The sequence below is a fragment of the Pseudomonas kulmbachensis genome, from assembly GCF_963681935.1.
GTDB lineage: Bacteria > Pseudomonadota > Gammaproteobacteria > Pseudomonadales > Pseudomonadaceae > Aquipseudomonas > Aquipseudomonas kulmbachensis.
Map to the genome: position 1 here is coordinate 5,150,545 of NZ_OY817088.1, position 24,354 is coordinate 5,174,898.

The 24,354-nt window shown below is 58.1% G+C and carries 23 protein-coding genes; 9 read left to right on the top strand and 14 right to left on the bottom strand.

What is annotated here, in order from left to right; genetic code table 11:
* Positions 1–71 precede the first annotated feature (71 nt).
* Together rho and trxA are read right to left on the bottom strand one after the other, a co-directional pair.
* Positions 72–1,331, bottom strand: a complete 1,260-nt coding sequence (gene rho / locus U5A05_RS23520) for a transcription termination factor Rho (protein ID WP_048360574.1) — start codon at positions 1,329–1,331, stop codon at positions 72–74.
* A gap of 233 nt (positions 1,332–1,564) precedes the next feature.
* Complete coding sequence (trxA, locus tag U5A05_RS23525; RefSeq protein WP_016783018.1) at positions 1,565–1,894, bottom strand: thioredoxin TrxA; 330 nt, start codon at positions 1,892–1,894, stop codon at positions 1,565–1,567.
* A gap of 313 nt (positions 1,895–2,207) precedes the next feature.
* Between trxA and U5A05_RS23530 the strand changes: the two genes are divergently transcribed.
* The 5 genes from U5A05_RS23530 (at position 2,208) to ppx (ending at position 6,841) form a co-directional block, all read left to right on the top strand.
* Positions 2,208–2,993 (top strand): transporter substrate-binding domain-containing protein, encoded by a 786-nt coding sequence (locus U5A05_RS23530; RefSeq protein WP_261740221.1) that lies wholly within the window; start codon positions 2,208–2,210, stop codon positions 2,991–2,993.
* Positions 2,994–3,014: 21 nt separating this feature from the next.
* Positions 3,015–3,680 carry an amino acid ABC transporter permease gene (locus tag U5A05_RS23535; protein WP_321835083.1) on the top strand — a complete coding sequence of 222 codons (666 nt, stop codon included), beginning with the start codon at positions 3,015–3,017 and terminating at the stop codon, positions 3,678–3,680.
* Entirely contained in the window at positions 3,677–4,327 is a 651-nt protein-coding gene (locus tag U5A05_RS23540; protein WP_261742518.1) for an amino acid ABC transporter permease, read from the top strand. The genes U5A05_RS23535 and U5A05_RS23540 overlap by 4 nt, the downstream gene beginning before the upstream one ends.
* Positions 4,314–5,039, top strand: coding sequence for an amino acid ABC transporter ATP-binding protein (locus tag U5A05_RS23545; protein WP_261740223.1), 726 nt, complete (start codon positions 4,314–4,316; stop codon positions 5,037–5,039). Before U5A05_RS23540 ends, U5A05_RS23545 begins: the two co-directional genes overlap by 14 nt.
* Positions 5,040–5,338: 299 nt before the next feature.
* Positions 5,339–6,841 carry an exopolyphosphatase gene (gene ppx, locus U5A05_RS23550; protein ID WP_261740224.1) on the top strand — a complete coding sequence of 501 codons (1,503 nt, stop codon included), beginning with the start codon at positions 5,339–5,341 and terminating at the stop codon, positions 6,839–6,841.
* A 227-nt stretch (positions 6,842–7,068) separates the two neighbouring features.
* Here ppx and ppk1 read toward each other — a convergent pair whose 3' ends face one another.
* Positions 7,069–9,306: a polyphosphate kinase 1 gene (ppk1, locus tag U5A05_RS23555; protein ID WP_261740225.1), complete on the bottom strand. Its 2,238-nt coding sequence runs from the start codon at positions 9,304–9,306 to the stop codon at positions 7,069–7,071.
* Between the two features lie 459 nt (positions 9,307–9,765).
* Between ppk1 and U5A05_RS23560 the strand changes: the two genes are divergently transcribed.
* Positions 9,766–10,386, top strand: a complete 621-nt coding sequence (locus tag U5A05_RS23560) for a DedA family protein (RefSeq protein ID WP_261740226.1) — start codon at positions 9,766–9,768, stop codon at positions 10,384–10,386.
* Here U5A05_RS23560 and U5A05_RS23565 read toward each other — a convergent pair.
* Positions 10,364–11,602: a sterol desaturase family protein gene (locus tag U5A05_RS23565; protein ID WP_321835085.1), complete on the bottom strand. Its 1,239-nt coding sequence runs from the start codon at positions 11,600–11,602 to the stop codon at positions 10,364–10,366. The genes U5A05_RS23560 and U5A05_RS23565 overlap by 23 nt on opposite strands.
* 108 nt (positions 11,603–11,710) lie before the next feature.
* Between U5A05_RS23565 and elbB the strand changes: the two genes are divergently transcribed.
* The gene (elbB, locus tag U5A05_RS23570) at positions 11,711–12,376 is read left to right on the top strand and encodes an isoprenoid biosynthesis glyoxalase ElbB (RefSeq protein WP_261740228.1); all 666 of its coding nucleotides are present in this window, start codon (positions 11,711–11,713) and stop codon (positions 12,374–12,376) included.
* On the opposite strand, the gene U5A05_RS23575 is transcribed toward elbB, so the two are convergent.
* From U5A05_RS23575 to U5A05_RS23595, 5 genes are all read right to left on the bottom strand, one after another.
* On the bottom strand, positions 12,377–12,829 hold the full coding sequence (locus U5A05_RS23575; RefSeq protein ID WP_019824452.1) for a YaiI/YqxD family protein: 453 nt from the start codon (positions 12,827–12,829) through the stop codon (positions 12,377–12,379).
* A 110-nt stretch (positions 12,830–12,939) separates the two neighbouring features.
* A complete protein-coding gene (locus U5A05_RS23580; protein WP_321835088.1) occupies positions 12,940–14,835 on the bottom strand; it encodes a cytochrome c/FTR1 family iron permease in 1,896 nt (631 codons plus the stop codon).
* Between the two features lie 66 nt (positions 14,836–14,901).
* Positions 14,902–15,534: a LysE family transporter gene (locus U5A05_RS23585; protein ID WP_261740230.1), complete on the bottom strand. Its 633-nt coding sequence runs from the start codon at positions 15,532–15,534 to the stop codon at positions 14,902–14,904.
* A 177-nt stretch (positions 15,535–15,711) separates the two neighbouring features.
* A complete protein-coding gene (locus U5A05_RS23590; protein WP_261740231.1) occupies positions 15,712–16,269 on the bottom strand; it encodes a mechanosensitive ion channel family protein in 558 nt (185 codons plus the stop codon).
* Positions 16,269–18,179 (bottom strand): ATP-binding cassette domain-containing protein, encoded by a 1,911-nt coding sequence (locus tag U5A05_RS23595; RefSeq protein ID WP_261740232.1) that lies wholly within the window; start codon positions 18,177–18,179, stop codon positions 16,269–16,271. The genes U5A05_RS23590 and U5A05_RS23595 overlap by 1 nt, the downstream gene beginning before the upstream one ends.
* Before the next feature lie 50 nt (positions 18,180–18,229).
* On the opposite strand from U5A05_RS23595, the gene U5A05_RS23600 reads away from it, so the two are divergent.
* On the top strand, positions 18,230–18,694 hold the full coding sequence (locus U5A05_RS23600) for a TIGR02444 family protein (protein WP_321835092.1): 465 nt from the start codon (positions 18,230–18,232) through the stop codon (positions 18,692–18,694).
* On the opposite strand, the gene U5A05_RS23605 is transcribed toward U5A05_RS23600, so the two are convergent.
* Positions 18,691–19,587, bottom strand: coding sequence for an AlgP family protein (locus U5A05_RS23605; RefSeq protein WP_261740234.1), 897 nt, complete (start codon positions 19,585–19,587; stop codon positions 18,691–18,693). The two genes, U5A05_RS23600 and U5A05_RS23605, sit on opposite strands and share 4 nt — an antisense overlap.
* A gap of 248 nt (positions 19,588–19,835) precedes the next feature.
* On the opposite strand from U5A05_RS23605, the gene U5A05_RS23610 reads away from it, so the two are divergent.
* On the top strand, positions 19,836–20,501 hold the full coding sequence (locus U5A05_RS23610; protein ID WP_321835094.1) for an FKBP-type peptidyl-prolyl cis-trans isomerase: 666 nt from the start codon (positions 19,836–19,838) through the stop codon (positions 20,499–20,501).
* A gap of 57 nt (positions 20,502–20,558) precedes the next feature.
* Here U5A05_RS23610 and rsd read toward each other — a convergent pair whose 3' ends face one another.
* The 4 genes from rsd to U5A05_RS23630 all read right to left on the bottom strand — a co-directional run bounded on the left by rsd (position 20,559) and on the right by U5A05_RS23630 (position 24,342).
* Positions 20,559–21,029 (bottom strand): sigma D regulator, encoded by a 471-nt coding sequence (gene rsd / locus U5A05_RS23615; RefSeq protein WP_261742519.1) that lies wholly within the window; start codon positions 21,027–21,029, stop codon positions 20,559–20,561.
* A 192-nt stretch (positions 21,030–21,221) separates the two neighbouring features.
* A complete protein-coding gene (locus tag U5A05_RS23620) occupies positions 21,222–21,749 on the bottom strand; it encodes a disulfide bond formation protein B (protein WP_261740236.1) in 528 nt (175 codons plus the stop codon).
* A gap of 227 nt (positions 21,750–21,976) precedes the next feature.
* A complete protein-coding gene (locus U5A05_RS23625; protein WP_261740237.1) occupies positions 21,977–23,218 on the bottom strand; it encodes a heme biosynthesis protein HemY in 1,242 nt (413 codons plus the stop codon).
* Positions 23,215–24,342 (bottom strand): uroporphyrinogen-III C-methyltransferase, encoded by a 1,128-nt coding sequence (locus tag U5A05_RS23630; protein WP_261740238.1) that lies wholly within the window; start codon positions 24,340–24,342, stop codon positions 23,215–23,217. Before U5A05_RS23630 ends, U5A05_RS23625 begins: the two co-directional genes overlap by 4 nt.
* Positions 24,343–24,354 lie beyond the last annotated feature (12 nt).

Consider the following 24,354-nt stretch of genomic DNA (forward strand, 5'->3'; position numbering starts at 1 on the left):
GCTGCCCGGATCAAAAAAGCTCAGACAGCAAAAAGCCGGGTTTCCCCGGCTTTTGCTTAGCCTGCGACGACTTACTTGCGCTTCATCGACAGGAAGAACTCATCGTTGGTCTTGGTCTGCTTCAGCTTGTCGATCAAGAACTCGATAGCTGCGACTTCGTCCATCGGGTGCAACAACTTGCGCAGGATCCACATGCGTTGCAACTCGTCGTCTGCGGTCAGCAACTCTTCGCGGCGGGTGCCGGAACGGTTGATGTTGATCGCAGGGAAGACGCGTTTTTCAGCGATTTTGCGGTCCAGAGGCAGTTCCATGTTACCGGTGCCTTTGAACTCTTCGTAGATCACTTCATCCATCTTCGAGCCGGTTTCAACCAGCGCGGTAGCGATGATGGTCAGCGAACCGCCTTCTTCGATGTTTCGCGCAGCACCGAAGAAACGCTTTGGCTTCTCAAGGGCGTGAGCATCGACACCACCGGTCAATACCTTGCCGGAGCTCGGGATTACGGTGTTGTAGGCACGGGCCAGACGCGTGATGGAGTCGAGCAGGATCACTACGTCTTTTTTGTGCTCGACCAGGCGCTTGGCCTTCTCGATCACCATTTCAGCAACCTGCACGTGGCGGGTTGGTGGCTCGTCGAAGGTGGAAGCAACCACTTCGCCGCGTACGGTACGCTGCATTTCGGTAACTTCTTCCGGGCGCTCGTCGATCAACAGAACGATCAAGTGCACTTCAGGGTTGTTACGCGAAATGTTCGACGCGATGTTCTGCAGCATGATGGTCTTGCCCGCTTTTGGCGGAGCAACGATCAGACCGCGCTGACCTTTACCGATCGGAGCACAGAGGTCGATGACACGACCGGTCAGATCTTCGGTGGAACCGTTACCGATTTCCATCTTCATGCGAATAGTCGGGAACAGCGGGGTCAAGTTCTCGAAGAGAATCTTGTTTTTCGCGTTCTCTGGACGATCGTAGTTGATCGTGTCGACTTTCAGCAGTGCGAAGTACCGCTCGCCTTCTTTTGGCGGACGGATTTTACCGACGATGGTGTCGCCAGTGCGCAAGTTGAAGCGTCGAATCTGGCTAGGCGAGACGTAGATATCGTCCGGGCCGGCCAGGTAAGAGGCGTCAGCGGAGCGCAGGAAGCCGAAGCCGTCCTGGAGAATCTCCAGCACGCCATCACCGGAGATTTCCTCGCCGCTTTTCGCGTGCTTTTTGAGCAGGGAGAAAATCACGTCCTGCTTGCGCGAACGGGCCATATTTTCTATGCCCATCTGTTCGGCCAATTCGAGCAGTTCGGTAATCGGCTTTTGCTTGAGTTCAGTCAGGTTCATATAGGAATGACGTAATCATTTATGGAGGGGGAAATTAAGCTTTTGGCTTAATGAGGCCGCGCCGCAGAGAAGGCGACAGGATCGCGTACTAATTCGATAAGGAGTGCGTCGGCGACGGCTTGCAGGGGGCAGTGGAGAAACCAGTGCGGGGCCGAATGTACCACTTGAGTTTCATAGCGTCTAGTCCTTGAGCCATGAAAAAGCCCCGCATTTAGCGGGGCTTTTATCGACGCTTAGATATTGGCGTCGAGGAATGCAGCCAACTGCGACTTCGACAGCGCACCAACCTTGGTGGCTTCGACGTTGCCGTTCTTGAACAGCATCAACGTAGGAATACCGCGTACGCCGTGCTTGGCAGGGGTTTCCTGGTTTTCATCAATGTTCAGCTTGGCAACAGTCAGCTTGCCTTTGTAAGTCTCTGCGATCTCGTCCAGAACCGGCGCGATCATTTTGCAAGGGCCACACCATTCAGCCCAGTAGTCGACCAGTACAGCGCCTTCAGCCTTGAGAACATCGGCCTCAAAGCTAGCGTCGGTGACGTGTTTAATAAGATCGCTGCTCATGGAAGTCTCCGTGGTTGTAAGCAAAAACGTAGCACATCATAGCTGTCATCCTCGCGTTCAGGAAGGTGAGGGACGATTGACTCTTACTATAGTGGTACATGAGTGCGGATATCGCCCGGGGCTTTTGTGCAAGCCCACCGAAGTGGCGCGCTCCATTGAGGTGCATAAATCTCAACTCTTTCGCACCATTGAGGCTCGTCAGGCTGCAAAACACCCCCAAATCTGGCATCTGACCCTCTGAAACGGCTGTTGGCATGGGCTGTGCTCTTCTACAAAACAGACACCACCGCCCGCCCGTTCCCGGAGAGTTACCATGACCCAGCGTTACAGCGCCCTGATTTGCGCCTTGTTCGCCAGCCTGATGCTGAGCCAGGCCCCCGCTCACGCCAATGACCTTGATGATGTGATTGCCCGCGGTACGCTCAAGGTCGCAGTGCCGCAGGATTTTCCGCCCTTCGGTTCGGTCGGTCCTGACATGAAGCCCCGCGGACTGGATATCGACACCGCCAAATTGCTGGCCGACCAACTCAAGGTCAAGCTTGAACTGACACCTGTTAACAGCACCAACCGCGTGCCTTACCTGACTACCGGCAAAGTCGATGTGGTGATCTCCAGCCTGGGCAAAAACCCGGATCGTGAGAAAGTCATCGACTTCTCCCACGCTTACGCGCCGTTCTACCTCGGCGTGTTTGGTCCACCGGACGTCCAAATCAAGACTTTGGACGACCTCAAGGGCAAAACCATCAGCGTCACTCGGGGCGCTATCGAAGACATTGAGCTAACCAATGTGGCCCCGGCCGGTGTCACCATCAAACGCTTCGAAGACAACAACTCGACCATCGCCGCTTATCTGGCAGGCCAGGTGGATTTGATCGCCAGCGGCAACGTGGTGATGGTCACCATCAGCGAGCGTAACCCCAAGCGCATCCCGGCGATGAAACTCAAGCTCAAGGACTCGCCTGTCTACGTGGGCGTCAACAAGGGCCAGCCAGAGTTGCTGGACAAAGTGAACCAAATTCTCGCCACGGCCAAGGCTGACGGCAGCCTGGAAAAAAACGCGCTGCAGTGGCTTAAAGAGCCGTTGCCAGCCGACCTCTGATAGTTTGCGACGAGGTCAATCATGGCTTATCAGTTCGACTTTTTACCGGTGCTGCAAAACAGCGACCTGTTATTACGCGGAGCCCTGTTCACCCTGGAACTGACGGCCATCGGCACGCTGCTTGGGGTCAGCCTGGGGATTGTCGGCGCCGTGGTGCGGGCGTGGAATATTCGGCCATTTGCTGCGCTGTTCGGGCTGTATGTCGAGTTGATCCGCAACACACCGTTTCTGGTGCAGTTGTTCTTTATCTTCTTTGGCCTGCCGGGCCTGGGCGTGCATATCAGCGAATGGCAGGCCGCCGTGCTGGCGATGGTGATCAACCTCGGTGCTTATTCCACGGAAATCATTCGCGCAGGCATTCAGGCGATCCCCAAAGGGCAGCTGGAAGCCGCAGCAGCCCTGGCCATGAGCAGATTTGAAGTGTTTCGCTACGTGGTGCTGCAACCGGCGCTGGCGAAGGTTTGGCCAGCGCTTAGCAGCCAGATCATCATCGTGATGCTCGGGTCGGCGGTCTGCTCACAAATTGCCACCGAAGAGCTGAGCTTCTTTGCCAATTTTATTCAGTCGCGCAACTTCCGGGCATTTGAAACCTATGCCCTGACGACCCTGATTTATCTGTGCATGGCCTTGCTGATCCGCCAGTTGCTGAACTGGGTCGGTCGCCGCTACCTGACCAGGAGCTGCTGATGGATTTCACCTTCTGGGACATCGTGCGCAATTTGCTGACGGGCTTGCAGTGGACCGCGGCCTTATCACTCGTCGCGTTTATCGGCGGCGGCCTGATCGGCTTGCTGGTGTTGCTGATGCGCATTTCCAAAAGCCGCTTCGCCCGCACCCTGGCACGCGGCTATATAGAGCTGTTTCAAGGCACTCCGTTGCTGATGCAGCTGTTTTTGATCTTCTTTGGCGTCGCGTTGCTGGGCATCGATATTTCGCCATGGATGGCCGCAGCACTGGCCCTGACATTGTTCACCAGTGCCTACCTGGCCGAGATCTGGCGCGGCTGCGTCGAGTCAATTGCCCACGGCCAGTGGGAGGCCTCAGCCAGCTTGGCCCTCAGCCCGCTTGAGCAATTGCGCTATGTGATCCTGCCGCAAGCCTTGCGTGTCGCCATCGCGCCGACCGTGGGCTTTTCGGTGCAAGTTATCAAAGGCACCGCCGTAACCTCGATCATCGGTTTCACCGAGCTGACCAAGACCGGCAGCATGCTGGCCAATGCCACTTTTGAGCCATTTATGGTCTATGGCCTGGTGGCGCTCGGTTATTTCCTTTTGTGCTACCCCCTGTCGCTCAGTGCGCGCTATTTGGAAAGGAGACTGCATGCCTCTGCTTAGAGTTACCGCCCTGCATAAATACTACGGCGACCACCATGTACTTAAAGGCATCGACCTGACCGTCGAACAGGGCCAAGTGGTTGCAATCATCGGTCGCAGCGGCTCGGGCAAGAGCACCCTGCTCAGAACCCTGAACGGGCTGGAGTCGATCAACGATGGGGTGATTGAAGTCGATAACGAATACCTGGACGCCGCGCGGGCCGACTTGCGCAGCCTGCGCCAGAAGGTCGGCATGGTATTTCAGCAGTTCAATCTGTTCCCGCACCTGAGCGTGGGTGAAAACGTCATGCTCGCTCCACAAGTGGTGCAAAAGGTCCCAAAAGCCAAGGCTGCCGAACTGGCACGCCAGATGCTGGAGCGGGTGGGGCTTGGCGACAAGTTCGATGCCTTCCCCGAGCGTCTGTCGGGCGGGCAACAGCAGCGGGTGGCGATTGCCAGGGCGCTGGCCATGTCACCCAAAGTGCTGCTGTGCGACGAGATTACCTCGGCGCTCGACCCGGAGTTGGTCAACGAAGTGCTCAGCGTGGTGCGCCAACTGGCTCGCGAAGGCATGACACTGATTATGGTGACCCACGAAATGCGTTTTGCCCGTGAAGTCGGTGACAAACTGGTGTTTATGCACCAAGGCAAAGTACATGAGGTGGGTGATCCAAAAGTGCTGTTTGCCAACCCGCAAACCCCGGAGCTGGCGAATTTTATCGGGACGTTGTAGATACTCGGTAGCCGCTGACGAGGTACGAGGCTGCGATCGGCGACGAAGTCGTCGTAAAGTCAGGCTGCGCGGCGTATCAGGTGCTCCCGAACTTCAGGATTTACGATTGCTTTGCGACCGATCGCAGCCTCGTACCTCGTCAGCGGCTACAGAAATCGGATCGCCTGAAAAGACGAGTTGTTCGATACCAACTAACGTCACTGCTTTCGTGCTTCATATCAATGCATCTGACATCACGCGTTGGCGCGAGCGTTTGATCGTGGCACGATGGCCAAGTTATCGACCGAGACCCCTCAACCATGCCCCAATCCCAAGCCAGGAATCCGTCCCTGATCGCCGCCATCGATCTGGGTTCTAACAGCTTTCACATGGTGGTGGCCAAGGCCCAGAACGGCGAAATCCGTATTCTTGAGCGTCTTGGTGAAAAGGTGCAGCTAGCTGCCGGCATCGACGAAGAACGCAAGCTCACCGAAGAATCCATGCAGCGCGGGCTCGATTGCCTCAAGCGTTTCGCCCAGTTGATCAACGGCATGCCGTTGGGTGCTGTGCGGATTGTGGGCACCAACGCATTGCGTGAGGCGCGTAACCGCAACGAATTTATCGTGCGCGCCGAAGAGATTCTGGGCCACACCGTCGAAGTTATTTCCGGTCGTGAAGAAGCGCGCCTCATCTATCTGGGTGTTTCCCACACCCTCGCCGACACCCCGGGCAAACGCCTGGTGGCCGACATCGGCGGCGGCAGTACCGAATTCATCATTGGCCAGCGTTTTGAACCGCTGCTGCGCGAAAGCCTGCAGATGGGCTGTGTCAGCTTCACCCAGCGTTACTTTCGCGACGGCAAAATCACCCCGGCTCGCTACGCCCAGGCCTACACCGCGGCGCGTCTCGAGATCATGAGCATTGAACACGCTCTGCACCGTCTGACCTGGGATGAAGCCATTGGCTCCTCGGGCACCATTCGGGCAATTGGCCTGGCCCTCAAGGCCGGCGGTCATGGCAACGGCGAAGTGAACGCTGAAGGCCTGTCCTGGCTCAAGCGCAAGCTGTTCAAGCTGGGCGAAGTAGACAAGATCGACTTTGAAGGCATCAAGCCTGACCGTCGTGCCATCTTCCCGGCAGGGCTGGCGATCCTTGAAGCAGTGTTCGATGCACTTGAATTGCAGCGCATGGATCACTGTGACGGCGCTCTGCGTGAAGGCGTGCTGTACGACCTGCTGGGGCGTCATCACCACGAAGACGTGCGTGAGCGCACGCTCAGCTCGCTGATGGACCGTTACCACGTCGACCGCGAGCAAGCAGCCCGGGTTGAACGCAAAGCCCTGCGCGCCTTTGACCAGGTGACCAAGTCGTGGGATTTGAAGGATGGTGTCTGGCGTGAGCTGCTGAGTTGGGCGGCCAAGGTGCATGAAGTGGGCCTGGACATTGCCCACTATCACTACCACAAGCACGGCGCCTACCTGATCGAGCACTCCGACCTTGCCGGCTTCTCACGCGAAGACCAGCAAATGCTCGCGCTGCTGGTACGCGGTCATCGACGTAATATTCCAAAAGACAAATTCGCCGAATTTGACGCAGACGGCATCAAGCTGATTCGCCTGTGCGTGCTGTTGCGCTTTGCGATCCTGTTCTACCACATCCGTGGCAACCAGGAAGCCTCGCAGGTCAAGCTGCGCGCCGAGGGCGATCACCTTGAAGTGATCTTCCCCGAAGGCTGGCTGGAACTGAACCCGCTGACCCAGGCCGACTTCGAGCAAGAAGCGCAATGGCTGACTCGGGTCGGGATTGTGCTGACGGTTTCCTGACCGCGTTTTGTAGCCGCTGCCTAAGACAGCGGCTACAAAGCGAGCACAATACCTGTAGCAATTGACGAGCAGTGCGAGGCTACCTCCGGTTGCGCAGCAGTCGTAAAACCATGCAGCCTTGATGTTTCAGCTACATCACGCCCACCGGGTTTACGACTGCTGCGCAGCCGAACGCAGCCTCGTTCCTTCGGCAGCTGCTACGAAGCTTGCTTACCTCGCTTGACCTGCTAAACCGACGGCCCGGTGCTGACTGCCAGTACCGGCAGGCTCAGGCGCTCAAGCAGCGTGGCTTGGGCGCTGCGCGGGTTCTGGTTGCCGGTTGGCGTATTGCGGATATAACGACCGTCCGACTGCAGGCTCCAGCTGTGGGTGTTGTCGGTCAGATAGCACTCCAGCTCTTTCTTGACCCGCAAAATCAGCTTTTTGCCCTCGACCGGGAAGCAGGTCTCGACGCGTTTATCGAGGTTGCGCTCCATCCAGTCAGCACTCGACAGGAACATCTGCTCTTCGCCACCATTGAGGAAGTAGAACACCCGCGTGTGCTCCAGGAAGCGGCCAATGATCGAGCGCACATGGATATTGTGCGAAACACCTGGAATCCCTGGCCGCAAGCAGCACATCCCACGCACGATCAAATCAATTCGCACGCCGGACTGGCTGGCCTTGTACAGCGCCCGAATAATTTTCGGGTCGGTCAGCGAGTTGAACTTGGCGATGATGTGCGCCGGCTTGCCTTCAACGGCAAACTGGGTTTCACGGGCAATCATGTCGAGCATGCCCTTTTTCAACGTAAACGGCGCGTGCAGCAGCTTCTTCATGCGCAGGGTTTTGCCCATGCCGATCAACTGGCTGAACAGCTTGCCGACGTCTTCACACAGCGCATCGTCGGAGGTCAGCAGGCTGTAGTCGGTGTAGAGCTTGGCGTTGCCCGCGTGATAGTTGCCGGTACCCAGGTGCGCATAACGCACGATCTCCCCCGCCTCGCGGCGCAGGATCAGCATCATCTTGGCGTGGGTCTTGAAGCCGACCACACCATAGATCACCACCGCACCGGCCGCTTGCAAACGGCTGGCCAGTTGCAGGTTGGACTCTTCGTCAAAACGCGCACGCAGCTCGATCACTACGGTCACTTCCTTGCCGTTACGCGCTGCATCCACCAGCGCATCCACGATTTCAGAGTTGGCGCCGCTGCGGTACAAGGTCTGGCGTACTGCCAATACATGCGGGTCTTTGGCCGCCTGGCGCAGCAAATCAACGACCGGGGTAAACGATTCGAACGGGTGCAGCAGCAAAATGTCCTGCTTGCTGACCACGCTGAAAATATTTTCGCTGTTCTGCAACAGCTTCGGGATAGCCGGGGTGAACGGCGTGTATTGCAGCTCCGGGTGGCTGTCGAGCCCCGTGATACTAAACAGACGCGTCAGGTTCACCGGGCCATTGACCTGATACAACTCGGTTTCGTGCAGGCTGAACTGCTTGAGCAGGTAGTCCGACAGGTGTTTAGGGCAGGTATCGGCGACTTCCAGGCGCACGGCATCGCCGTAGCGACGTGAAAACAGCTCACCACGCAGAGCGCGGGCAAGGTCTTCTACATCTTCGGTATCGACCGCCAGGTCGGCGTTACGGGTCAGACGGAACTGGTAGCAACCTTTTACCTTCATGCCCTGAAACAGGTCATCCGCATGGGCGTGAATCATCGACGACAGGAACACATAGTTGTCCCCTGCACCGCCGACCTCTTCTGGCAGCCTGATAACCCGGGGCAGCAGACGTGGTGCCGGGATGATCGCCAGGCCCGAATCGCGGCCAAAGGCATCGATGCCTTCAAGCTCAACGATAAAGTTCAAGCTCTTGTTCACCAGCAACGGGAACGGGTGGGTCGGGTCCAGGCCAATCGGGGTGATGATCGGCGCGATTTCGTCGCGGAAGAACTTGCGTACCCACGCCTTGATCTTGGTGTTCCAGTGCCGACGACGAATAAAGCGCACCTGATGCTTTTCAAGCTCGGGCAACAGAATGTCGTTGAGGATCGCGTATTGGCGATCAACATGGCCGTGGACCAATTCACTAATGCGAGCCAGCGCCTGATGTGGCTGCAAGCCATCAGCACCGGCCTGTTCACGGGCGAAGGTAATTTGCTTTTTCAGACCCGCGACTCTGATCTCAAAAAACTCATCCAGGTTGCTGGAAAAAATCAGCAGAAACTTCAATCGCTCAAGCAGCGGATAGGACTCATCCAGCGCTTGTTCCAGCACTCGAATATTGAACTGTAATTGCGACAGTTCACGATGGATATACAGGCTGCTGTCATCAAGGCCAGGAACGACAATCGTCGGATGCACCGCCGCGTGCGTTTCAGCCGCAGCAGGCGCCGGACCTTGCGATACAGGCGGGGTTTCAGGAACTGGCTCGGCAATCGGCTGAGCTTCAGTGGCAACGAGTTCTGCAAGTCCTTCGGTATTCATTGAATGTTCCTGTAAGAGCGGGTTTGACTCTCGTAACAGTTAAGCGGCGCCGCCAGTCAAGTTGCCAGAATGCCATCAACGCTTGTGGGTTTAAACTGCTCAGAGGCGCTTTATGCGGGCTAGAGCCTGATTAGAGGATCAATTGTTGAGTTTGTTCTGACGTCCGTCCCCTGTAGTCGCTGCCGAAGGCTGCAATGGGGCGCGTAGCAACCCCATCACGTCGAAGTCCCTGCAGACCTGATCGCAGCCTTTGGCAGCCGCTACACCGGGTGACAACGGGCAGCAATTACGCGCGCGCACCTTTATAGCTCCTCGTCATGAACACTAGATGACAACACTAATGATGTAAGTCAAATACACATGATTTGTAGGAATTGTTAACGACAAGACACAGTTCGATACTTTCCTGAACGTCCCTTAAGGCGTAGGCTGCGCGTTCATTTCGCCAGCATCCAGACAATGCTCCAACAATTTCTTCAAGAATTTGGCTACTTCGCCCTGTTTCTAGGGACGTTCTTTGAAGGTGAGACCATCCTGGTTCTCGCAGGCTTCTTGGCGTTCCGCGGATACATGGACCTCAAACTGGTCATGATCGTGGCGTTCCTCGGCAGTTATGCCGGCGACCAGCTGTGGTACTTCCTGGGGCGTAAGCACGGCCGCAAACTGTTGGCGCGTAAACCGCGCTGGCAACTTTTGGGCGACAAGGCACTGGAGCACATTCGCAAGCACCCGGATATCTGGGTCTTGAGTTTCCGCTTCGTCTACGGCCTGCGTACCGTCATGCCTGTAGCCATTGGTCTGTCAGGCTACCCGCCGGGCCGCTACTTGCTGCTTAACGGCATTGGCGCTGCAATTTGGGCTATCGCGCTGGCGACCGCCGCCTACCATTTTGGCGCCGTGCTCGAAGGCTTGCTGGGCAACGTCAAGAAATATGAGCTGTGGGTGCTCGGTGGATTGCTGCTGATCGGTCTGTGCCTGTGGGCCCGTCGCCGCTTCAAAAATGCGCGTCAGGCCAAACAGACCGCACTCGAAGAGAAGAGCAAGAGCACCACCGAGATCAGCAACCCGCCAGCTGAGTGATGCGGTTTCTGCACATGTACAGCCCCATCACACTCAGCGCCGTGTAACTGAACAGGCCGATCCAGCCCAAAGCGCTGGACGGCCACAGCCCCACCCAAGGGGCCAGCCACACCAGTGGCACGTTCAGCGCCAGGCGCAGCCACTCAAGCTTCAGTGCCCAAGGCCGGTTTTCCAGGCTGGCGCCCAATACAAACAATCCCAACGCCATATAGCCCCAACCCAGGATCAGAGCAGGGGTCGGCAACGTCTCGCCCAAATTCAGCAAATAACTGCCCAGCGCTACATACACCACAAATTGCATCGCGATATACAGCTGTTGGCGCAGCGCCAATGGCACCTCGAATTTTACAAACTGGCTCAGGTCCGGCTTGTTCATCGGGTACTTCGCCGCCACATCCGCGGGGCGCCAGCCCGTGGGCATAAACCAGATCCGCAGCTTGTCCCGCCAGCGCTCGGTGCGCCGCGCATCGGCCAGTAACTGACCGTAAAACTGCCAGTTGGCCCAGAGCGGATTCCAGCTTTGCAACGGGGTGGTCACACCGAAAATCACCGGTTCGGCGTCATCCTCTTCCTGAAAGGTGCCAAACAAACGATCCCAGACAATGAACACCCCGCCGTAATTGCGATCCATGTAGAGAGCATTCTGCGCATGGTGAGCCCGATGATTGGAAGGCGTCACAAAGAACCACTCGAACCAGCCCAGCTTGGGCACATGGCGGGTATGAACCCAAAATTGATAGAGCAAGTTAAGGGTCGCCACCGTGACAAACACCAGCAACGGCACGCCCAACAACGCCATCGGCAGGTAAAAGATCCAGCCAAATATAAACCCGGTACTGGTTTGGCGCAGGGCTGTGGACAAGTTGTAGTCTTCGCTCTGGTGATGCACCGAATGCGCCGCCCACAGCACGTTGCGCTCATGCCCAAGGCGGTGGTGCCAGTAGTAGCAGAAGTCATAAAACACGAAAGCAAACAGCCAGACCCACAGGCTGTCCTCAGGCAGTTGCAGCAACGCCACATACTTCAGCGCCAGGGCGTAGGTGATCAGGCCCACGCCCTTGGTCAGCAACCCGGTCGTGGTCGACAGCACTCCCGCGCTCAGGCTGCTGATGGTGTCTGCCAGGCGATAGGTACGCATCCCGCGCCAGCGGTCGGCCAGCAGCTCGACAGCAATCAGCACAAAGAAAAACGGCACTGCATACAAAATCAGCTTCATGGCACACCCCGACCGACGATCCATCAAGCGTAGGCGCACTTCCTGCGAAACCCTATGGCATCAAGCGCCAAATCAGGCGACATTAACGCCATGAACAAGGAGACCAACATGACCACAAAAAAAGTTGCCGTCATTCTTTCGGGCTGCGGCGTCTATGACGGTGCCGAGATCCACGAAAGCGTCATCACCCTGCTGCGCCTCGATCAGCGTGGCGCCAAAGTGCAATGTTTTGCCCCCGACATTGCGCAACTTCACGTCATCAACCACCTGACCGGCGAACAAATGCCCGAAACGCGCAACGTGCTGGTGGAATCGGCGCGTATTGCCAGGGGTGAGATCAAGGATGTTCGCGAAGCCCGAGTCGAAGACTTTGACGCCCTGATCGTGCCGGGCGGGTTTGGTGCAGCCAAAAACCTCTCCAGCTTTGCCACTGAAGGCGCCGCGTGCTCGGTCCAGGCAGACGTTTTGAGCCTGGCCGAAGCCTTTGCACAAGCGTGCAAACCTATTGGCCTGATGTGTATTTCTCCCGCCATCGCCGCCAAGATTTATGGCCCGGGGGTGATCTGCACCATCGGTACAGACGCGGATACCGCTGCGGCCGTGACCAAAATGGGCGGCACCCACGAAGACTGCGAAGTGTCGGAGATTGTCGAAGACAAGGCCCGCAAACTGGTCAGCACCCCGGCCTATATGCTTGCCAAATCCATCAGCGAAGCAGCGGCCGGGATCAACAAGATGGTTGACCGCGTGCTGGAGTTGACGCAAAAAGCCTGATCAGCCCCGCGCCAGCCGGGTCAGGATGCGGTCCAGGGCATTGGCGAACGCCTGCTTTTCACGTTCGCCATAGGCACCCTGCCCGCCGCTCACCTGGCCCTGCTCGCGCAGATCGGTGAACAGATTGCGCACCGCCAGCCGCTCGCCCATGTTCTGCGGGTCAAACTCCTTACCCCGCGGGTCCAGCGCCGCCACTCCCTTCTTGACCAGCCGATCAGCCAGCGGCACATCGCTGCAAATCACCAGTTCACCGGGCACTGCGTGCTCCACCAAATAGTCATCCGCCGCATCCGGGCCACTGGGCACCACAATCAGTTTAACCAGCGCATAAGTCGGTTTGATCTGACTCTGGCCTGCCACCAGTACGACCTCAAATTGACGCTTGAGGGCGAACTTGATGACTTGATCCTTCGCTGCCTTGGGGCAAGCGTCTGCGTCGATCCAGACACGCATGGGGATAACTCCTGAACAGTGAAGGCTACAGAAAACTTCAACCGTGGGAGCGATGCTGCTCGCGAACGACCTTCGCGAGCAGGATCGCTCCCACCGGGGTTGCTATAAGGTCAGGCCTGCACCCGGCGCTTTTCCGCCAACTTGCTGCGGCTATACAGCACGATAATTGCCAGGATCGCCACGGCCTGCGCACCCAGCGAGTAGGCATCCGCGTGAATACCCAGCCACTCGAAGTCGAAGAACGCCACAGGGCGCGTACCGAAAATACCGGCCTCTTGAAGCGCTTTTACGCCATGCCCGGCGAATACTACCGACAGCGCGCAGAGCAGCGCCGCATTGATGCCGAAAAACAGCGCCAATGGCAGTTTGGCCGAGCCACGCAGGATGATCCACGCCAGGCCCATCAGCAATACCAAAGCCGTGGCGCCGCCCGCCAGTACAGCGTTGTGCCCGGCCGGGCCTGCTTGCAGCCACAGGGTTTCGTAGAACAGAATCACTTCGAACAGTTCGCGGTATACCGAGAAGAACGCCAGGATCGCGAAGCCAAAGCGTCCGCCGCCGCTGACCAGACTGCTTTTGATGTAGTCCTGCCATGCTGCCGCGTGACGCCGGTCGTGCATCCACACGCCCAGCCACAACACCATGACGCTGGCGAACAAAGCGGTGCAGCCTTCAAGCAATTCACGCTGAGCACCGCTGACGTCGATCACATAGGCGGCCAGCGCCCATGTCGCAAGACCGGCAACCAAGGCCAACCCCCAACCGATATTGACGCTACGCACAGCCGATTGCTGGCCGGTGTTACGCAGGAATGCGAGGATCGCGGCCAGTACCAGAATCGCTTCCAGGCCTTCGCGCAGCAAAATCAGCAGGCCCGAGATATAGCTCAAGGTCCAGCTCAAGCCATCGTCGCCCAACAGCCCCGCAGACTCTTTGAGCAAGGTTTTTGCGGTGTCCAGACGTTGCTCGACTTGCTCGATTGGCAACCCGTCCTGGAGCGATTGCCGATAAGCCATCAAGGCTTTCTCGGTGTTTTTACGCACGTTGGCGTCGACGTTATCCAGCGAGCTTTCTACCAGCTCAAACCCTTCGAGATAAGCCGCAACCGACAGGTCGTAGGCTTGCTCACGGTCACCCGCGCGGTAGGCTGCAAGGCTTTTGTCGAGGGTGGCACTGGTGTAGTCAAGCAACTGCGCCGGGCCGCGTTTGACTTGCGGCGGCTGCGCCCGCTGGGCACGGAAAGTCGCTGTCGCCTCGGGGCCTTCAGCCGCCAGCACTTCATTCGGGGTTTGGCGGGCAAGGTCCGCCAGGTTGTAGGTTTTGTCGGCCCTGGACGCCGTCGGATCGTTACTCAAGCCTGCGATGTAGGTGGCCAAGTCCCAGCGCTGGCGCTCGTCCAGCTGATCGGCGAACGAGGGCATGTCGGTGCCCTCAACGCCCAGACCCAGGGTGTTGTAGATCGCGTAGAGGCTCAGCCGGTCCAGACGCTGCGCGTCGCGCAGGTTTGCCGGAGGCGGTGTCATACCGACACCCGCGGGGCCATCACCGGCGCCGGTTTCACCGTGGCACACCGAGCAATTTTGGGCGAAGAGCGGCGCGCCGCGGGTAGGGTCTGGGGTAATCGCGGGGGCTTGACTGACCTCGTAGGCCACGGCCAGCTTGGCGCCGAGCTGGCGCGCGGCACGGGCAACGGCGACGCCGTCTTCACGCTGTTCGATGGCAGTGTGCAAGGCACTCACGCCTTGCACCAGCTCGTCACGCTCAGGGCGCTGCGGCAAATCAGCGATCAGCCCTTTGAGCACAACCAAAAATTCGAGTTGCTCGCGGTATTCGGTCTCGTCGATGACCTTGCCGCTTTCAACCGTAGGCGGGTAGTCCGCACCAATGTAGTCAATTAAGTGAAGCGCCTGTGAGGCACCTTCCGGGGCGTTGGCAGAAGCAGCAAGGCTGCACAACGCGAGCACGGGCAGCAGTAGCCATGCCAAAAAACGCGAGCGGGCGGTCATCGATCAATCCGAATGGAAATGAGAAGTAACACATTGTTCACTTCCCATCACCCCGACTCAAGGCCTTTAGGTTGTTGAGCGATGCAGCGTTGCCAGAAAACCCGCCGCGCCGACAAACAAACCGGCAAAAGTGCGATTCATGCGCTGCTGTTGTTTGGGAGTGCGCAGCAGACGCAGAACCTTCGAGGCCAAGCCGGTGTAGCCAGCCATAACAATCAGGTCAACGCAGATCATGGTCACGCCCAGCGTCAGGTATTGGGACACCAGCGGCTCTGCGGGATTTACGAACTGCGGCAAGACGGCGAGCATGAACACCAGCGCCTTGGGGTTGCTGACGTTGACCAGAAAGCCACGAAATATCAGCGCCAGCGGTTTGCCGATGGGCCGTACGGCGGCGTCATCGCTGAGGTCAGCTGGCAGCGCACGCCATTGTTTGACCGCGAGGTAGACGAGGTAGGCCACACCAAACCATTTGATCGCATAGAAGGCGGTGGATGAGGCCGCGAGCACTGCGCCTACACCCGCGGCGACAATCGCGATCTGCAGCGCCAGGCCCAGTTGCAGGCCCAATGCATTCCAGTAACCGCGCCAGAAACCGTATTGCAGGCCACACGACATCGAGGCAATTGCACCCGCGCCGGGGGACAGGCTGATAACCCAACAGGCAGCAAAAAAGGCCAACCACGTTTCCAACGACATCGCACACCTCGGACAAAATCTGTAACAAGTCCTTAAGCTAATGCGTTGGTTGAAAATTGACCACTACTTTTTGTAGCCGCTGCCGCAGGCTGCGATGGGTTGCAAAGCGACCCTCTTGAAGGTCCTTCGGCACTTATCGCAGGCTGCGGCAACGGCTACAGATGGGGCGTAGTACTTTTAAAGGTCGCCTTCACGCCAGCGGCGAACCGAGCGTTGGAAGAACAGGCTGTTGGGGACTTGCACCATGCTGCTGCCGCTACCCGCTTCAGCGGGCTCGATCAGAGTGGTGTAAAGCAGGTTGATGGCCACGACCCGGCCTTTGACGCCCGGCTTGTCGAGCGTGTCGAGCAGTTCCACCACATCACCAATGCGAAACGGCCCCACGGTGAAGATCAGCACTGCGCAGAGCAGGTTGGAGAGCACGCTCCACATGGCGAAGAAGGCGATTGCCGCCACCGCCACAAAGCCCGAAAGCGCCGTCCACAATACCGTGGCAGAGACGCCAAGACGCTCCAGGACGACAATCACCGCACTGCCCATGATGAACCAGCGCAAACCGCCCCGCAGCGGCATCATCAACTGCGGCGGGAACGGGTAACGCTGACCTAGGCGAGTAAGGAAACGGGCCACGACGCGCTGAGAAAAATACCCCGCCAACAGAATCAGCAGAATCTGCAAGCCGATCCACAGCGGTGCGATCAGTTCGGCGGGCAGCGGTAAATGCAGGGCTTCCATCAGGACAGGGCTTCCAGTTCTGCCTGCATGGATTCAAGCAGTTCCAGAGCTTCCATCCAGCGCTCTTCCAGCTGACCTTCGAGCACTTTGAGCTTTGCCTGCTCAGCCAGCAGATCACGCAATTCGTCTTTGCGCGCCGCCTCGTAAACCGCGCTGTCACCGAGGCTGGTTTCGATCTTGGCCAGCTTTTCGTTGACCTTGCCCAGTTCGCTTTCGAGCTTGTCGGCTTCACGCTTGTGCGGAGCCAATTGCTGACGCAACGCCGCAGCAGCCTGACGCTGAGCCTTTTTATCAGTTTTGTCAGGGTTGACCGGCGTGTTGCTTGCCGGCGCATTGCGCAAACGATAGTCCGCCAGCCAGCGCGCATAGTCTTCGAGGTCGCCGTCGAATTCCTGCACCTTGCCGTCGGCCACCAACAGAAATTCATCCGTGGTGCTTTTGAGCAAATGGCGATCGTGAGACACCACCAAAACTGCACCACTGAACTCTTGCAACGCCATGGTCAGCGCCAGACGCATTTCGAGGTCAAGGTGGTTGGTCGGTTCGTCGAGCAGCAGCAGGTTCGGTCGGCCCCAGGCGATCAACGCCAGCGCCAGACGGGCTTTTTCGCCACCGGAGAAATTCAGCACCGGCTCGTCGATACGCGCACCGCGGAAGTCGAAGCCACCGAGGAAGTCGCGCAGGGTCTGTTCACGTTCAGCCGGAGCCAAACGCTGCATGTGCAGCAAGGGGCTGGCCTTGGAGTCCAGCGAGTCGAGCTGATGCTGGGCGAAGTAGCCAACCACCAGGTTTTCACCCCGGGCCAGACGACCTGAGAGCGGCTCCAGCTCGCCGGCAAGGTTTTTGATCAGGGTCGACTTACCCGCGCCGTTTGGCCCAAGCAAACCGATACGGGCGCCGGGAACCAGTTGCAGCTTGACCTTTTCCAGGATGGTTTTGTCGCCATAACCCAGACGCGCATCGGACAAGTCGAGCAACGGGCTGGAGAGTTTGACTGCTTCGCGGAACACGAAGTCGAACGGCGAATCCACATGGGCCGCGCTCAGTTCTTCCATGCGCTCCAGGGCCTTGATCCGGCTTTGCGCCTGACGGGCCTTGGTGGCCTGGGCCTTGAAGCGGGCAATGTAGCTTTCCATGTGCGCACGTTGCGCCTGTTGCTTTTCGTAGGCCTGCTGTTGCTGGGCCAGACGTTCGGCACGGGCACGTTCAAACGCGCTGTAACCACCGCGATAGAGGGTGATTTTACGTTGATCGACGTGGGCAATGTTGTCGACCACGGCGTCGAGAAAGTCCCGATCGTGAGAAATCAACAGCAAGGTGCCGGGGTAATTTTTGAGGAAATCTTCCAGCCAAAGAATGGCGTCGAGATCCAAGTGGTTGGTCGGCTCATCGAGCAGCAGCAGATCCGACGGACACATCAGGGCTTGCGCCAGGTTCAGGCGCATCCGCCAGCCGCCGGAGAAGTCGGCAACCGGACGGTCCATTTGTTCGTTGGTGAAACCCAGACCGGCGAGCATTTTGCGCGCCCGCGCATCGGCGGTATAACCGTCGGCGCTGTCCAGCTCGGAGTGCAGGCGGGCTTGCGCAGCACCGTCCTCGTCAGCCTCGGCCTTGGCCAGATCGGCTTGCACTTGGCGCAAGCGCAGGTCGCCATCGAGCACGTAATCGATCGCGATGCGGTCGAGGGTGTCGATTTCTTGTCGCATGTGGGCAATCCGCCAGTCGGCCGGGAGCAGACAATCCCCGGAATCAGGCGTCAACTCACCCAGCAGCAAGGCGAACAAAGTGGATTTACCGGCGCCATTGGCACCGACCAGACCGGCTTTGTGGCCGGCGTGCAGGATCAGCTCGGCGTCTTCTAGCAGACGTTGCGGGCCACGCTGTAAAGTCAGGTTCAGAAGTCGGATCATAATGGCGGCGGAGTCTACCAGCTTCCCTCTCAACTGGCGCGAATTGCACTATGCAGACTGACCTGTGGAATTACTGTTTGAACCTCTACGCCCGCCCCGGCGTGGAACAGGCGTGCTTGCACTTGCAAGGCCAGGGCCTGGATGTGTGCCTGCTGCTGTGCGCAGCCTGGCTGGAGCAGCGTGCGGTGGCCTGCGACGAGATACGGGTTGCGCAATTAAAGGCCTGTGCCGGGCCCTGGCAGCGCGAGGTGGTGCAACCGTTAAGACAACTGCGCACAAACTGGCGTGAAGCGGCCACACACGATGATGCGCTGGCAGCGTTGCGCGCGCAGATCAAGTCTTTGGAACTGGAGGCGGAGCGGACATTGTTGCGGCGCCTGGAGTCGGTGACTCAGGGCTGGCCGTCAGCTCAATCGCAAGAGGCTTGCGATTGGCTGCAGAGGGTGGCGTGCGATGCCGTCCACCCTGATTGCGACGCGCTGCATCAACTGCGCGCCGCAATCAACCTCGCTTAAGAAGCGCTGGCTGGGGTGGTAGCCGAGTTTGTGACGGCTGCCGGGGTTGGCGCAGGGGCAGCAGCAGGCGTGGCAGCTACGGGGGCCACGGCAGGCTTGGCGGCTGGTTTTGCTGCAGCGGGTCTTTTCACGGCCGGTTTGGCTGCGACTTTTACCGCAGGTTTAGCTGCGACAGGCTTGGCAGCGGGTTTGGCAGCCGCTGTTTTAGCCGCAGGTTTTACCGGGGCTTTAACTGGCGCTTTTACGGGAGCCTTGGCGGGCGCTTTGGCCGCTACCGGCTTAGCTGCTGCGGGCTTGGCGACAGGTTTGGCAGCAGCAGTTTTAGCCGCTGCTGGCTTGGCCGCCGGAGCTTTTGCCGCAACCGGTTTTGCCGTGCGGGCTGCTGCCGGTTTTTGCGCTGGCGCTTTGGCGGCAGGTTTGGCGGCTGCTTTTGCCGGGGCTTTAGCAACTGCTTTGGCTGCAGGTTTTTTCGCCGCTGGAGCAGGCTTGGCATCACGCGTGGATAACGCTTTGCCTACCGCCTCTTTGACACGACCAATGCCCTGGGCCAACTTCAGGCTTTCTTGAGCATCGCGCTTGAGTTGCAGGATATAAGTGCGCGTTTCGGTTTGACGGTCTTTGAGCGAATCGAGCAGTTGCTCAAGCTCTTTAACGCCAGACTTGGCCTTGGCCTGAGCCTTGGATTTGCCAGCGTTGGCTGCGTCTTGCAGTTTGGCGCGAGACTTGTGCAGTTTTTCCTGAGCTTTACCGCGCTGCTTCTCAAGTTTGGCGAGCAGTTTCTCAGCATCAGCCAACGCTTGGGAGCAAGCGTTTTCCAAATGCTCAAGCAGACTGCCTGAGAGTTGTTGGAGCAAGTGCAACGGCGTATTTACGGGCTTCTTATTGGCCGACATGGTTTACCTCCTGGCTGAAGTGAGTGCGGCTCATACTAGACCTCTGCAACTACCGCCGCTAGGGCATGTTGACACTAAGGTTAGCTGCGGGTTGCATGACGTTGAAAAACTTGTGCTGGATCAATCTTTAACGGTCAGTTCGGGTAAATTTTGCGAATGCTTCAACGTCCTCTACAGCCCCGAATAAAATCATCGGCGCCCGCTTGAGCGCAGGCATAATCGCTCGCACATCACGCCGGAGAACCACCATGCCGCGTTACCTGTTTTTGACGTTGTTGTGCCTTGCGCCTTTGGCTCACGCAGCCCCTGCACCACCCCCCGACGCTGCGCACGACCTCGCCTACAGCATGGGCGCCAGCCTGGGTGAGCGCTTGCGCCAGGAAGTGCCTGAACTGCAGATCCAGGCATTGATCGAGGGCCTGCGCACGGCCTATCAAGGTAAGCCGCTGGCCCTCAGTGAGGAGCGCATCGGGCAGATTCTGACGCTGCATCAAGCGCAGAATGATCCTTCACAAAGCCAGGCCGCGGGCAACACCGGCCAGAGCGCCGAAGATGATTTTTTATTCAAAGAAAAACAGCAGCCGAAGGCTCACGAGTTGGCTGACGGGATTATCCTGACCGAGCTCAAACCCGGCACTGGGGCAAAACCCGGCGCACAGGATTCAGTCTATGTGAGCTATGTGGGCCGCCTGCCCGATGGCACGGTGTTCGACCAAAGCACCCAACCGCAATGGTTCCGCTTGGACAGCGTAATCGCTGGCTGGCGCAGTGCGCTGGTGCAGATGCCTGTCGGCGCCAAATGGCGATTGGCGATTCCTTCAAGTCAGGCTTACGGGGCAGAGGGCGCCGGGGACTTGATCGCGCCCAACACGCCGCTGGTATTTGAAGTCGAGTTGTTCTCGATCAGAAAGTGACTGCCGTACAACGAAAAACGGCGCGCAATTGCGCACCGTTTTTAGCTCGGCTACTGCTTAAGCCTGAGCTGCTTCTTTCTGTTTGTGCGCACTGTGCAGCACTTCGATCAAACAATCTTCAAGCTCAAAGCGCTCGTCCAGCAGAGCACCAAGGATCTTGATCTCCTCTGCAAGCTTGTCGCAGTCAGGGCGATGGGCTTTGCCGTCACAATGATCATTGAAAGCCAGAGCAGCTTCGGTAATCACGTTGATTCTCGGGTAGATGGTCGCAGCCAATGCAATCCCGCGCTCATCATTGAAAGCCTGGGCCTCCTGATTGAGCTGTTCATAAATCTCGAAATGACCTGCCGAGACGTAATCAACCAGGATCTGGCAAAACTCTTTTTGAGGCCCGCGCTTGGGATTATTTTGCTGATCAATCAAAGCAGCATAAGCCTTCACAAGTTTACGGCGCTCATGCAGCCAGCGATCAATCAACTGGTGGACGCCGTTGAAACGTTCCTGAGCACTCTCACATCTTTCGAGCATGATGATCTCTCTTCCCTTGTGGGCCCATGCCACCCGACTTCAGCCGGGCCTATGTGAACCAAAAACCTGCGCGAGTGCACCGGCATTGGGCGGCATAACTCCAGTAATACGTGCGGGCCAGATTATGCCCGCGCGGCAACTGCTTCAAGGTACGCACGAGAGAAAGTTCATACAAGCGTTTAATCCTGGTTGCTACTTCACGTCGCATCCACGCGGGAATTTTTCGGCATAGATTGAGCGAATTATCTGAAAGATGCTCAGTACAAGCAGGCCGATAAAGGCCAGCAGGCTTAACTCGGGAACGCTCAAGTCAAACACGGTCCAGTGAATATGCGCGCAGTCTTCACTGCCTCGGTAAAGCATCGAGAAAAATTCACCCGGCGAAAGGTCATGCCAGACACACGCCAGATCCGGCTGACAGGACATCAAGTGTTCAGGCCCCGATATTTGCAGCTGCATCTGCCTCAATGCGATCACAGCGCCGCAAAGTGCCAGTAGCGAAGATGCCGTGGAGTAACACCACATGCCAAAACGCTGCGGGCCCTGTACAGAAGCCATCAGGTTCACGAGACAGAACACCAGCAAGAAAAGGCGCTGCACTTGGCACAACGAGCAGGGCTTGAGCCCCGACCCATATTCAAGGTACAGAGCACAGCCCATCACCAGCGCGCCTACGAGAAAGGCCAAAAAGAAAGTAAAGCGTGAGCTGGCCAAGAACATGGCTTTTCCGTAACAAAAGAGACAGTTGGTTACGGTAGATGAAAGCCATTGGCCCTTTCAAGCTGGCCCTCTGCGGATACGTCTGGAAGCGAGTAGGGAATTGCCAACGGAAGCTGGACGTAACGAGAGCGAATCACGTAGGACAAATCGACTAGCACCGTACTAAATTATTACCACAGGCAGCCTGACACGCGTAAAGACACACGTCAGGCTGCCTGTTTGAACGTTTAAAGACTCGTGGCCGTTGCTGGCAAAGGCAGGGCCAGCAAGCGCTCATCCAGCAAATTCAAACCTTCCTGGAACAACTGATTGCTGCGCGACGTATCACCCAATTGGGCCAACAGGCGCGCCAGTTCCGCGCAGGTTTCAGGGTTGCGCTCTACCTGCAGGCTGTTTTCAAGATAATCCCGCGCCTTGCCCCACAAGCTGTTCTGCAAGCACAGGCGACCCAGGGTCAAAAGCAAGCTGGCGTCCCCAGGGTGCGTTTTGAGCCATCCTTCGGCGGTCTGCAACTGCTTCACCGGATCGCTGCCACGCAGCAGGCCATAGAGCCGCACAAGGTGACTGTCGTAATTACGCTTGAGCGCTCCACGCAAGACTTCTTCGGCTTCGGCTTGCGCGCCCAATTGACGCAACTGCTCGGCGTAGGCCAGAACCAGCGCGGGCTCCTGGCGCTGAGCTGAAGTGAGCTGTTGCCAGGCGCGCTGCAGCGATTGCAAGCCCGCCTCGCCTTCGGTTTCACGCTGAGCCGCAAGGCTCAGATTTTGCCCCCAGGCCCGACGTTCCAGCTCTGCCAGTTCCTTGCTCGGCAAGACTTTGTCCTTGCGCAACTCCGGCAGCAAGCGAATCAGTGCCGCCCAGTCGCCACGCTGCTGATGCAAGCGCTGCAACTGGCGCAACACCTGCACGTTATGCGGATGGCGCTCGTGCATGGCTTGCAAGGTCACCAGCGCGCCATCGGTATCGGCTCGATCCACCTGCAATTGGGCATGGCTCAGGGCAATCGCCAATTCGGCTTGTGGCTGACGTTCCAGCGCACGTTCGAGCAGGTTGTCGCTTTCTTCGTAGTGCCCTTGTTCGTTGGCCGCACGTGCGGCGCCCAAGTAGTAGAGCAACGGTTGAGGCTCGGCCTCGGCTGCCCGCGCCAGGTGTTTCTGTGCGCTGGACCAGCGCCCCTCGGCAAGGTCCATCTGGCCTTGTTCAATGGCGATTTGTACCCGACGGCTGCGATTGCGCCGTGACCAAGGGTTCACCAATCCGGTAGACGCGGTGACCAGCTCCACCAGCAGTTTAATGCCCCAGATCAGCAGCCACAGGACGGCCAGCAAGGCGAGCGTCGCCCATACGCTGGATTCGTAGCGGAAGTTTTTGTAAGCGATCAGCACATAGCCCGCGTCTTCAGCGATTGCCAGGCCGATGCAGGCCGCGGCTGCAATCAACAAGAACACAATCACGTAGAAGCGCTTCATGGAAGTGCCTCCTGCGCAGGGCTGGCAGCCGCTTGGCCCGGTTCGTCAGCACTGACATGCCGTCGCTCCAGATAGGCCTGTACCGCGCTCAGAGCGCCAGCAAGGTCCGGGGTTTTAACCGTGACCGGCTGTTTGCTGAGCGCAATCACTTGCTCGAGGATTTTTTTGCTCTGCGGGTTATCCGCATTGAAGTTGCCCTTGAGGACGTCTTGCGCTTGCGCCAAGGCCTGGGTGTAAACCGACTCCTGGCCATTGAGCGCGGCCCATTGGGCTTGCTCAAGCGCCAGGCTCAGTGCCAGACGAACCTGAGTCAGACTTTGGCCCGCCAACAGTGGACGCACGTTTTTGTCGGCATTGAAATCAATCCGAATGTAGTGCGATATCTCATCCCACCACTGGGACCAGCGACTCGCGCCATCGCCATCTGCGGTCAGGCTCGCCAAGGAATCACCTTGATTCTGATAGGCCGGGGCCAGAGCGTTAAGCTGCACCACCTGGTCCCGCAAGGCCGCCAATTGCAAAAACAGCCCTGTGCGATCCGGCTGTTCGACGCTGCGCAGTGCCGTCAGGCTTTTGGCCAACTGTTCACGTGCGGCGAAAGAACCGGGATCGTTTTGCTCACGCAAAATGGCGTCCGCGCCCTGTACCAGGGCCTGGGCGCTGCTGATGTCCTGCAGTGCCGACAAACGCAAGGTAGCCAAACGCAACAAGTGCTCGGCCTCGGCCAAGCGCCAGTCCTTGCGGCTCTCGCCCAATACGGTCTCGAGGCGCTGGTTCAGACGCTGCTGATCACCTTGCAACTGCACAACCAATTGGCGCTGGTTATCCAGTTCACCGGCGGAGGGCAATTGATTAAGGCGCGTCAACAATTGCTGCTCGCCCTGTTTGATCGACAGCGTTTGCGCCGCCAGAGCGGGCACGTCGCTTAATTGCTGCTCGGTGCTGGCTTGCAGTTGACGCACCTGCCACACACCCCAGCCGCCGACGGCAACACCGGCAGCGCCCAGCAACAGGGCAACAACGGCCAGGCCATTACCGCGACTCTGCGGCGCAGTGTCAGGTTTTTTAGCCGGCGCTTCTGGCGCGGGCTGCACTTGATCTTTGGACAAGACTGTTTCGCTCACGAATCCATCCTT

Coding starts and splice junctions, on each gene's coding strand:
- U5A05_RS23600 (WP_321835092.1), top strand. CDS start 18,230: ATGCAGACTGACCTGTGGAATTACTGTTTGAACCTCTACGCCCGCCCC.
- U5A05_RS23575 (WP_019824452.1), bottom strand. CDS start 12,829: ATGCGTGTCTGGATCGACGCAGACGCTTGCCCCAAGGCAGCGAAGGAT.
- U5A05_RS23545 (WP_261740223.1), top strand. CDS start 4,314: ATGCCTCTGCTTAGAGTTACCGCCCTGCATAAATACTACGGCGACCAC.
- U5A05_RS23530 (WP_261740221.1), top strand. CDS start 2,208: ATGACCCAGCGTTACAGCGCCCTGATTTGCGCCTTGTTCGCCAGCCTG.
- U5A05_RS23625 (WP_261740237.1), bottom strand. CDS start 23,218: ATGAAGCGCTTCTACGTGATTGTGTTCTTGTTGATTGCAGCCGCGGCC.
- U5A05_RS23565 (WP_321835085.1), bottom strand. CDS start 11,602: ATGAAGCTGATTTTGTATGCAGTGCCGTTTTTCTTTGTGCTGATTGCT.
- rho (WP_048360574.1), bottom strand. CDS start 1,331: ATGAACCTGACTGAACTCAAGCAAAAGCCGATTACCGAACTGCTCGAA.
- U5A05_RS23595 (WP_261740232.1), bottom strand. CDS start 18,179: ATGATCCGACTTCTGAACCTGACTTTACAGCGTGGCCCGCAACGTCTG.
- U5A05_RS23535 (WP_321835083.1), top strand. CDS start 3,015: ATGGCTTATCAGTTCGACTTTTTACCGGTGCTGCAAAACAGCGACCTG.
- ppx (WP_261740224.1), top strand. CDS start 5,339: ATGCCCCAATCCCAAGCCAGGAATCCGTCCCTGATCGCCGCCATCGAT.
- U5A05_RS23620 (WP_261740236.1), bottom strand. CDS start 21,749: ATGTTCTTGGCCAGCTCACGCTTTACTTTCTTTTTGGCCTTTCTCGTA.
- U5A05_RS23585 (WP_261740230.1), bottom strand. CDS start 15,534: ATGTCGTTGGAAACGTGGTTGGCCTTTTTTGCTGCCTGTTGGGTTATC.
- U5A05_RS23560 (WP_261740226.1), top strand. CDS start 9,766: ATGCTCCAACAATTTCTTCAAGAATTTGGCTACTTCGCCCTGTTTCTA.
- U5A05_RS23610 (WP_321835094.1), top strand. CDS start 19,836: ATGCCGCGTTACCTGTTTTTGACGTTGTTGTGCCTTGCGCCTTTGGCT.
- U5A05_RS23580 (WP_321835088.1), bottom strand. CDS start 14,835: ATGACCGCCCGCTCGCGTTTTTTGGCATGGCTACTGCTGCCCGTGCTC.
- U5A05_RS23605 (WP_261740234.1), bottom strand. CDS start 19,587: ATGTCGGCCAATAAGAAGCCCGTAAATACGCCGTTGCACTTGCTCCAA.
- ppk1 (WP_261740225.1), bottom strand. CDS start 9,306: ATGAATACCGAAGGACTTGCAGAACTCGTTGCCACTGAAGCTCAGCCG.
- U5A05_RS23590 (WP_261740231.1), bottom strand. CDS start 16,269: ATGGAAGCCCTGCATTTACCGCTGCCCGCCGAACTGATCGCACCGCTG.
- rsd (WP_261742519.1), bottom strand. CDS start 21,029: ATGCTCGAAAGATGTGAGAGTGCTCAGGAACGTTTCAACGGCGTCCAC.
- trxA (WP_016783018.1), bottom strand. CDS start 1,894: ATGAGCAGCGATCTTATTAAACACGTCACCGACGCTAGCTTTGAGGCC.
- elbB (WP_261740228.1), top strand. CDS start 11,711: ATGACCACAAAAAAAGTTGCCGTCATTCTTTCGGGCTGCGGCGTCTAT.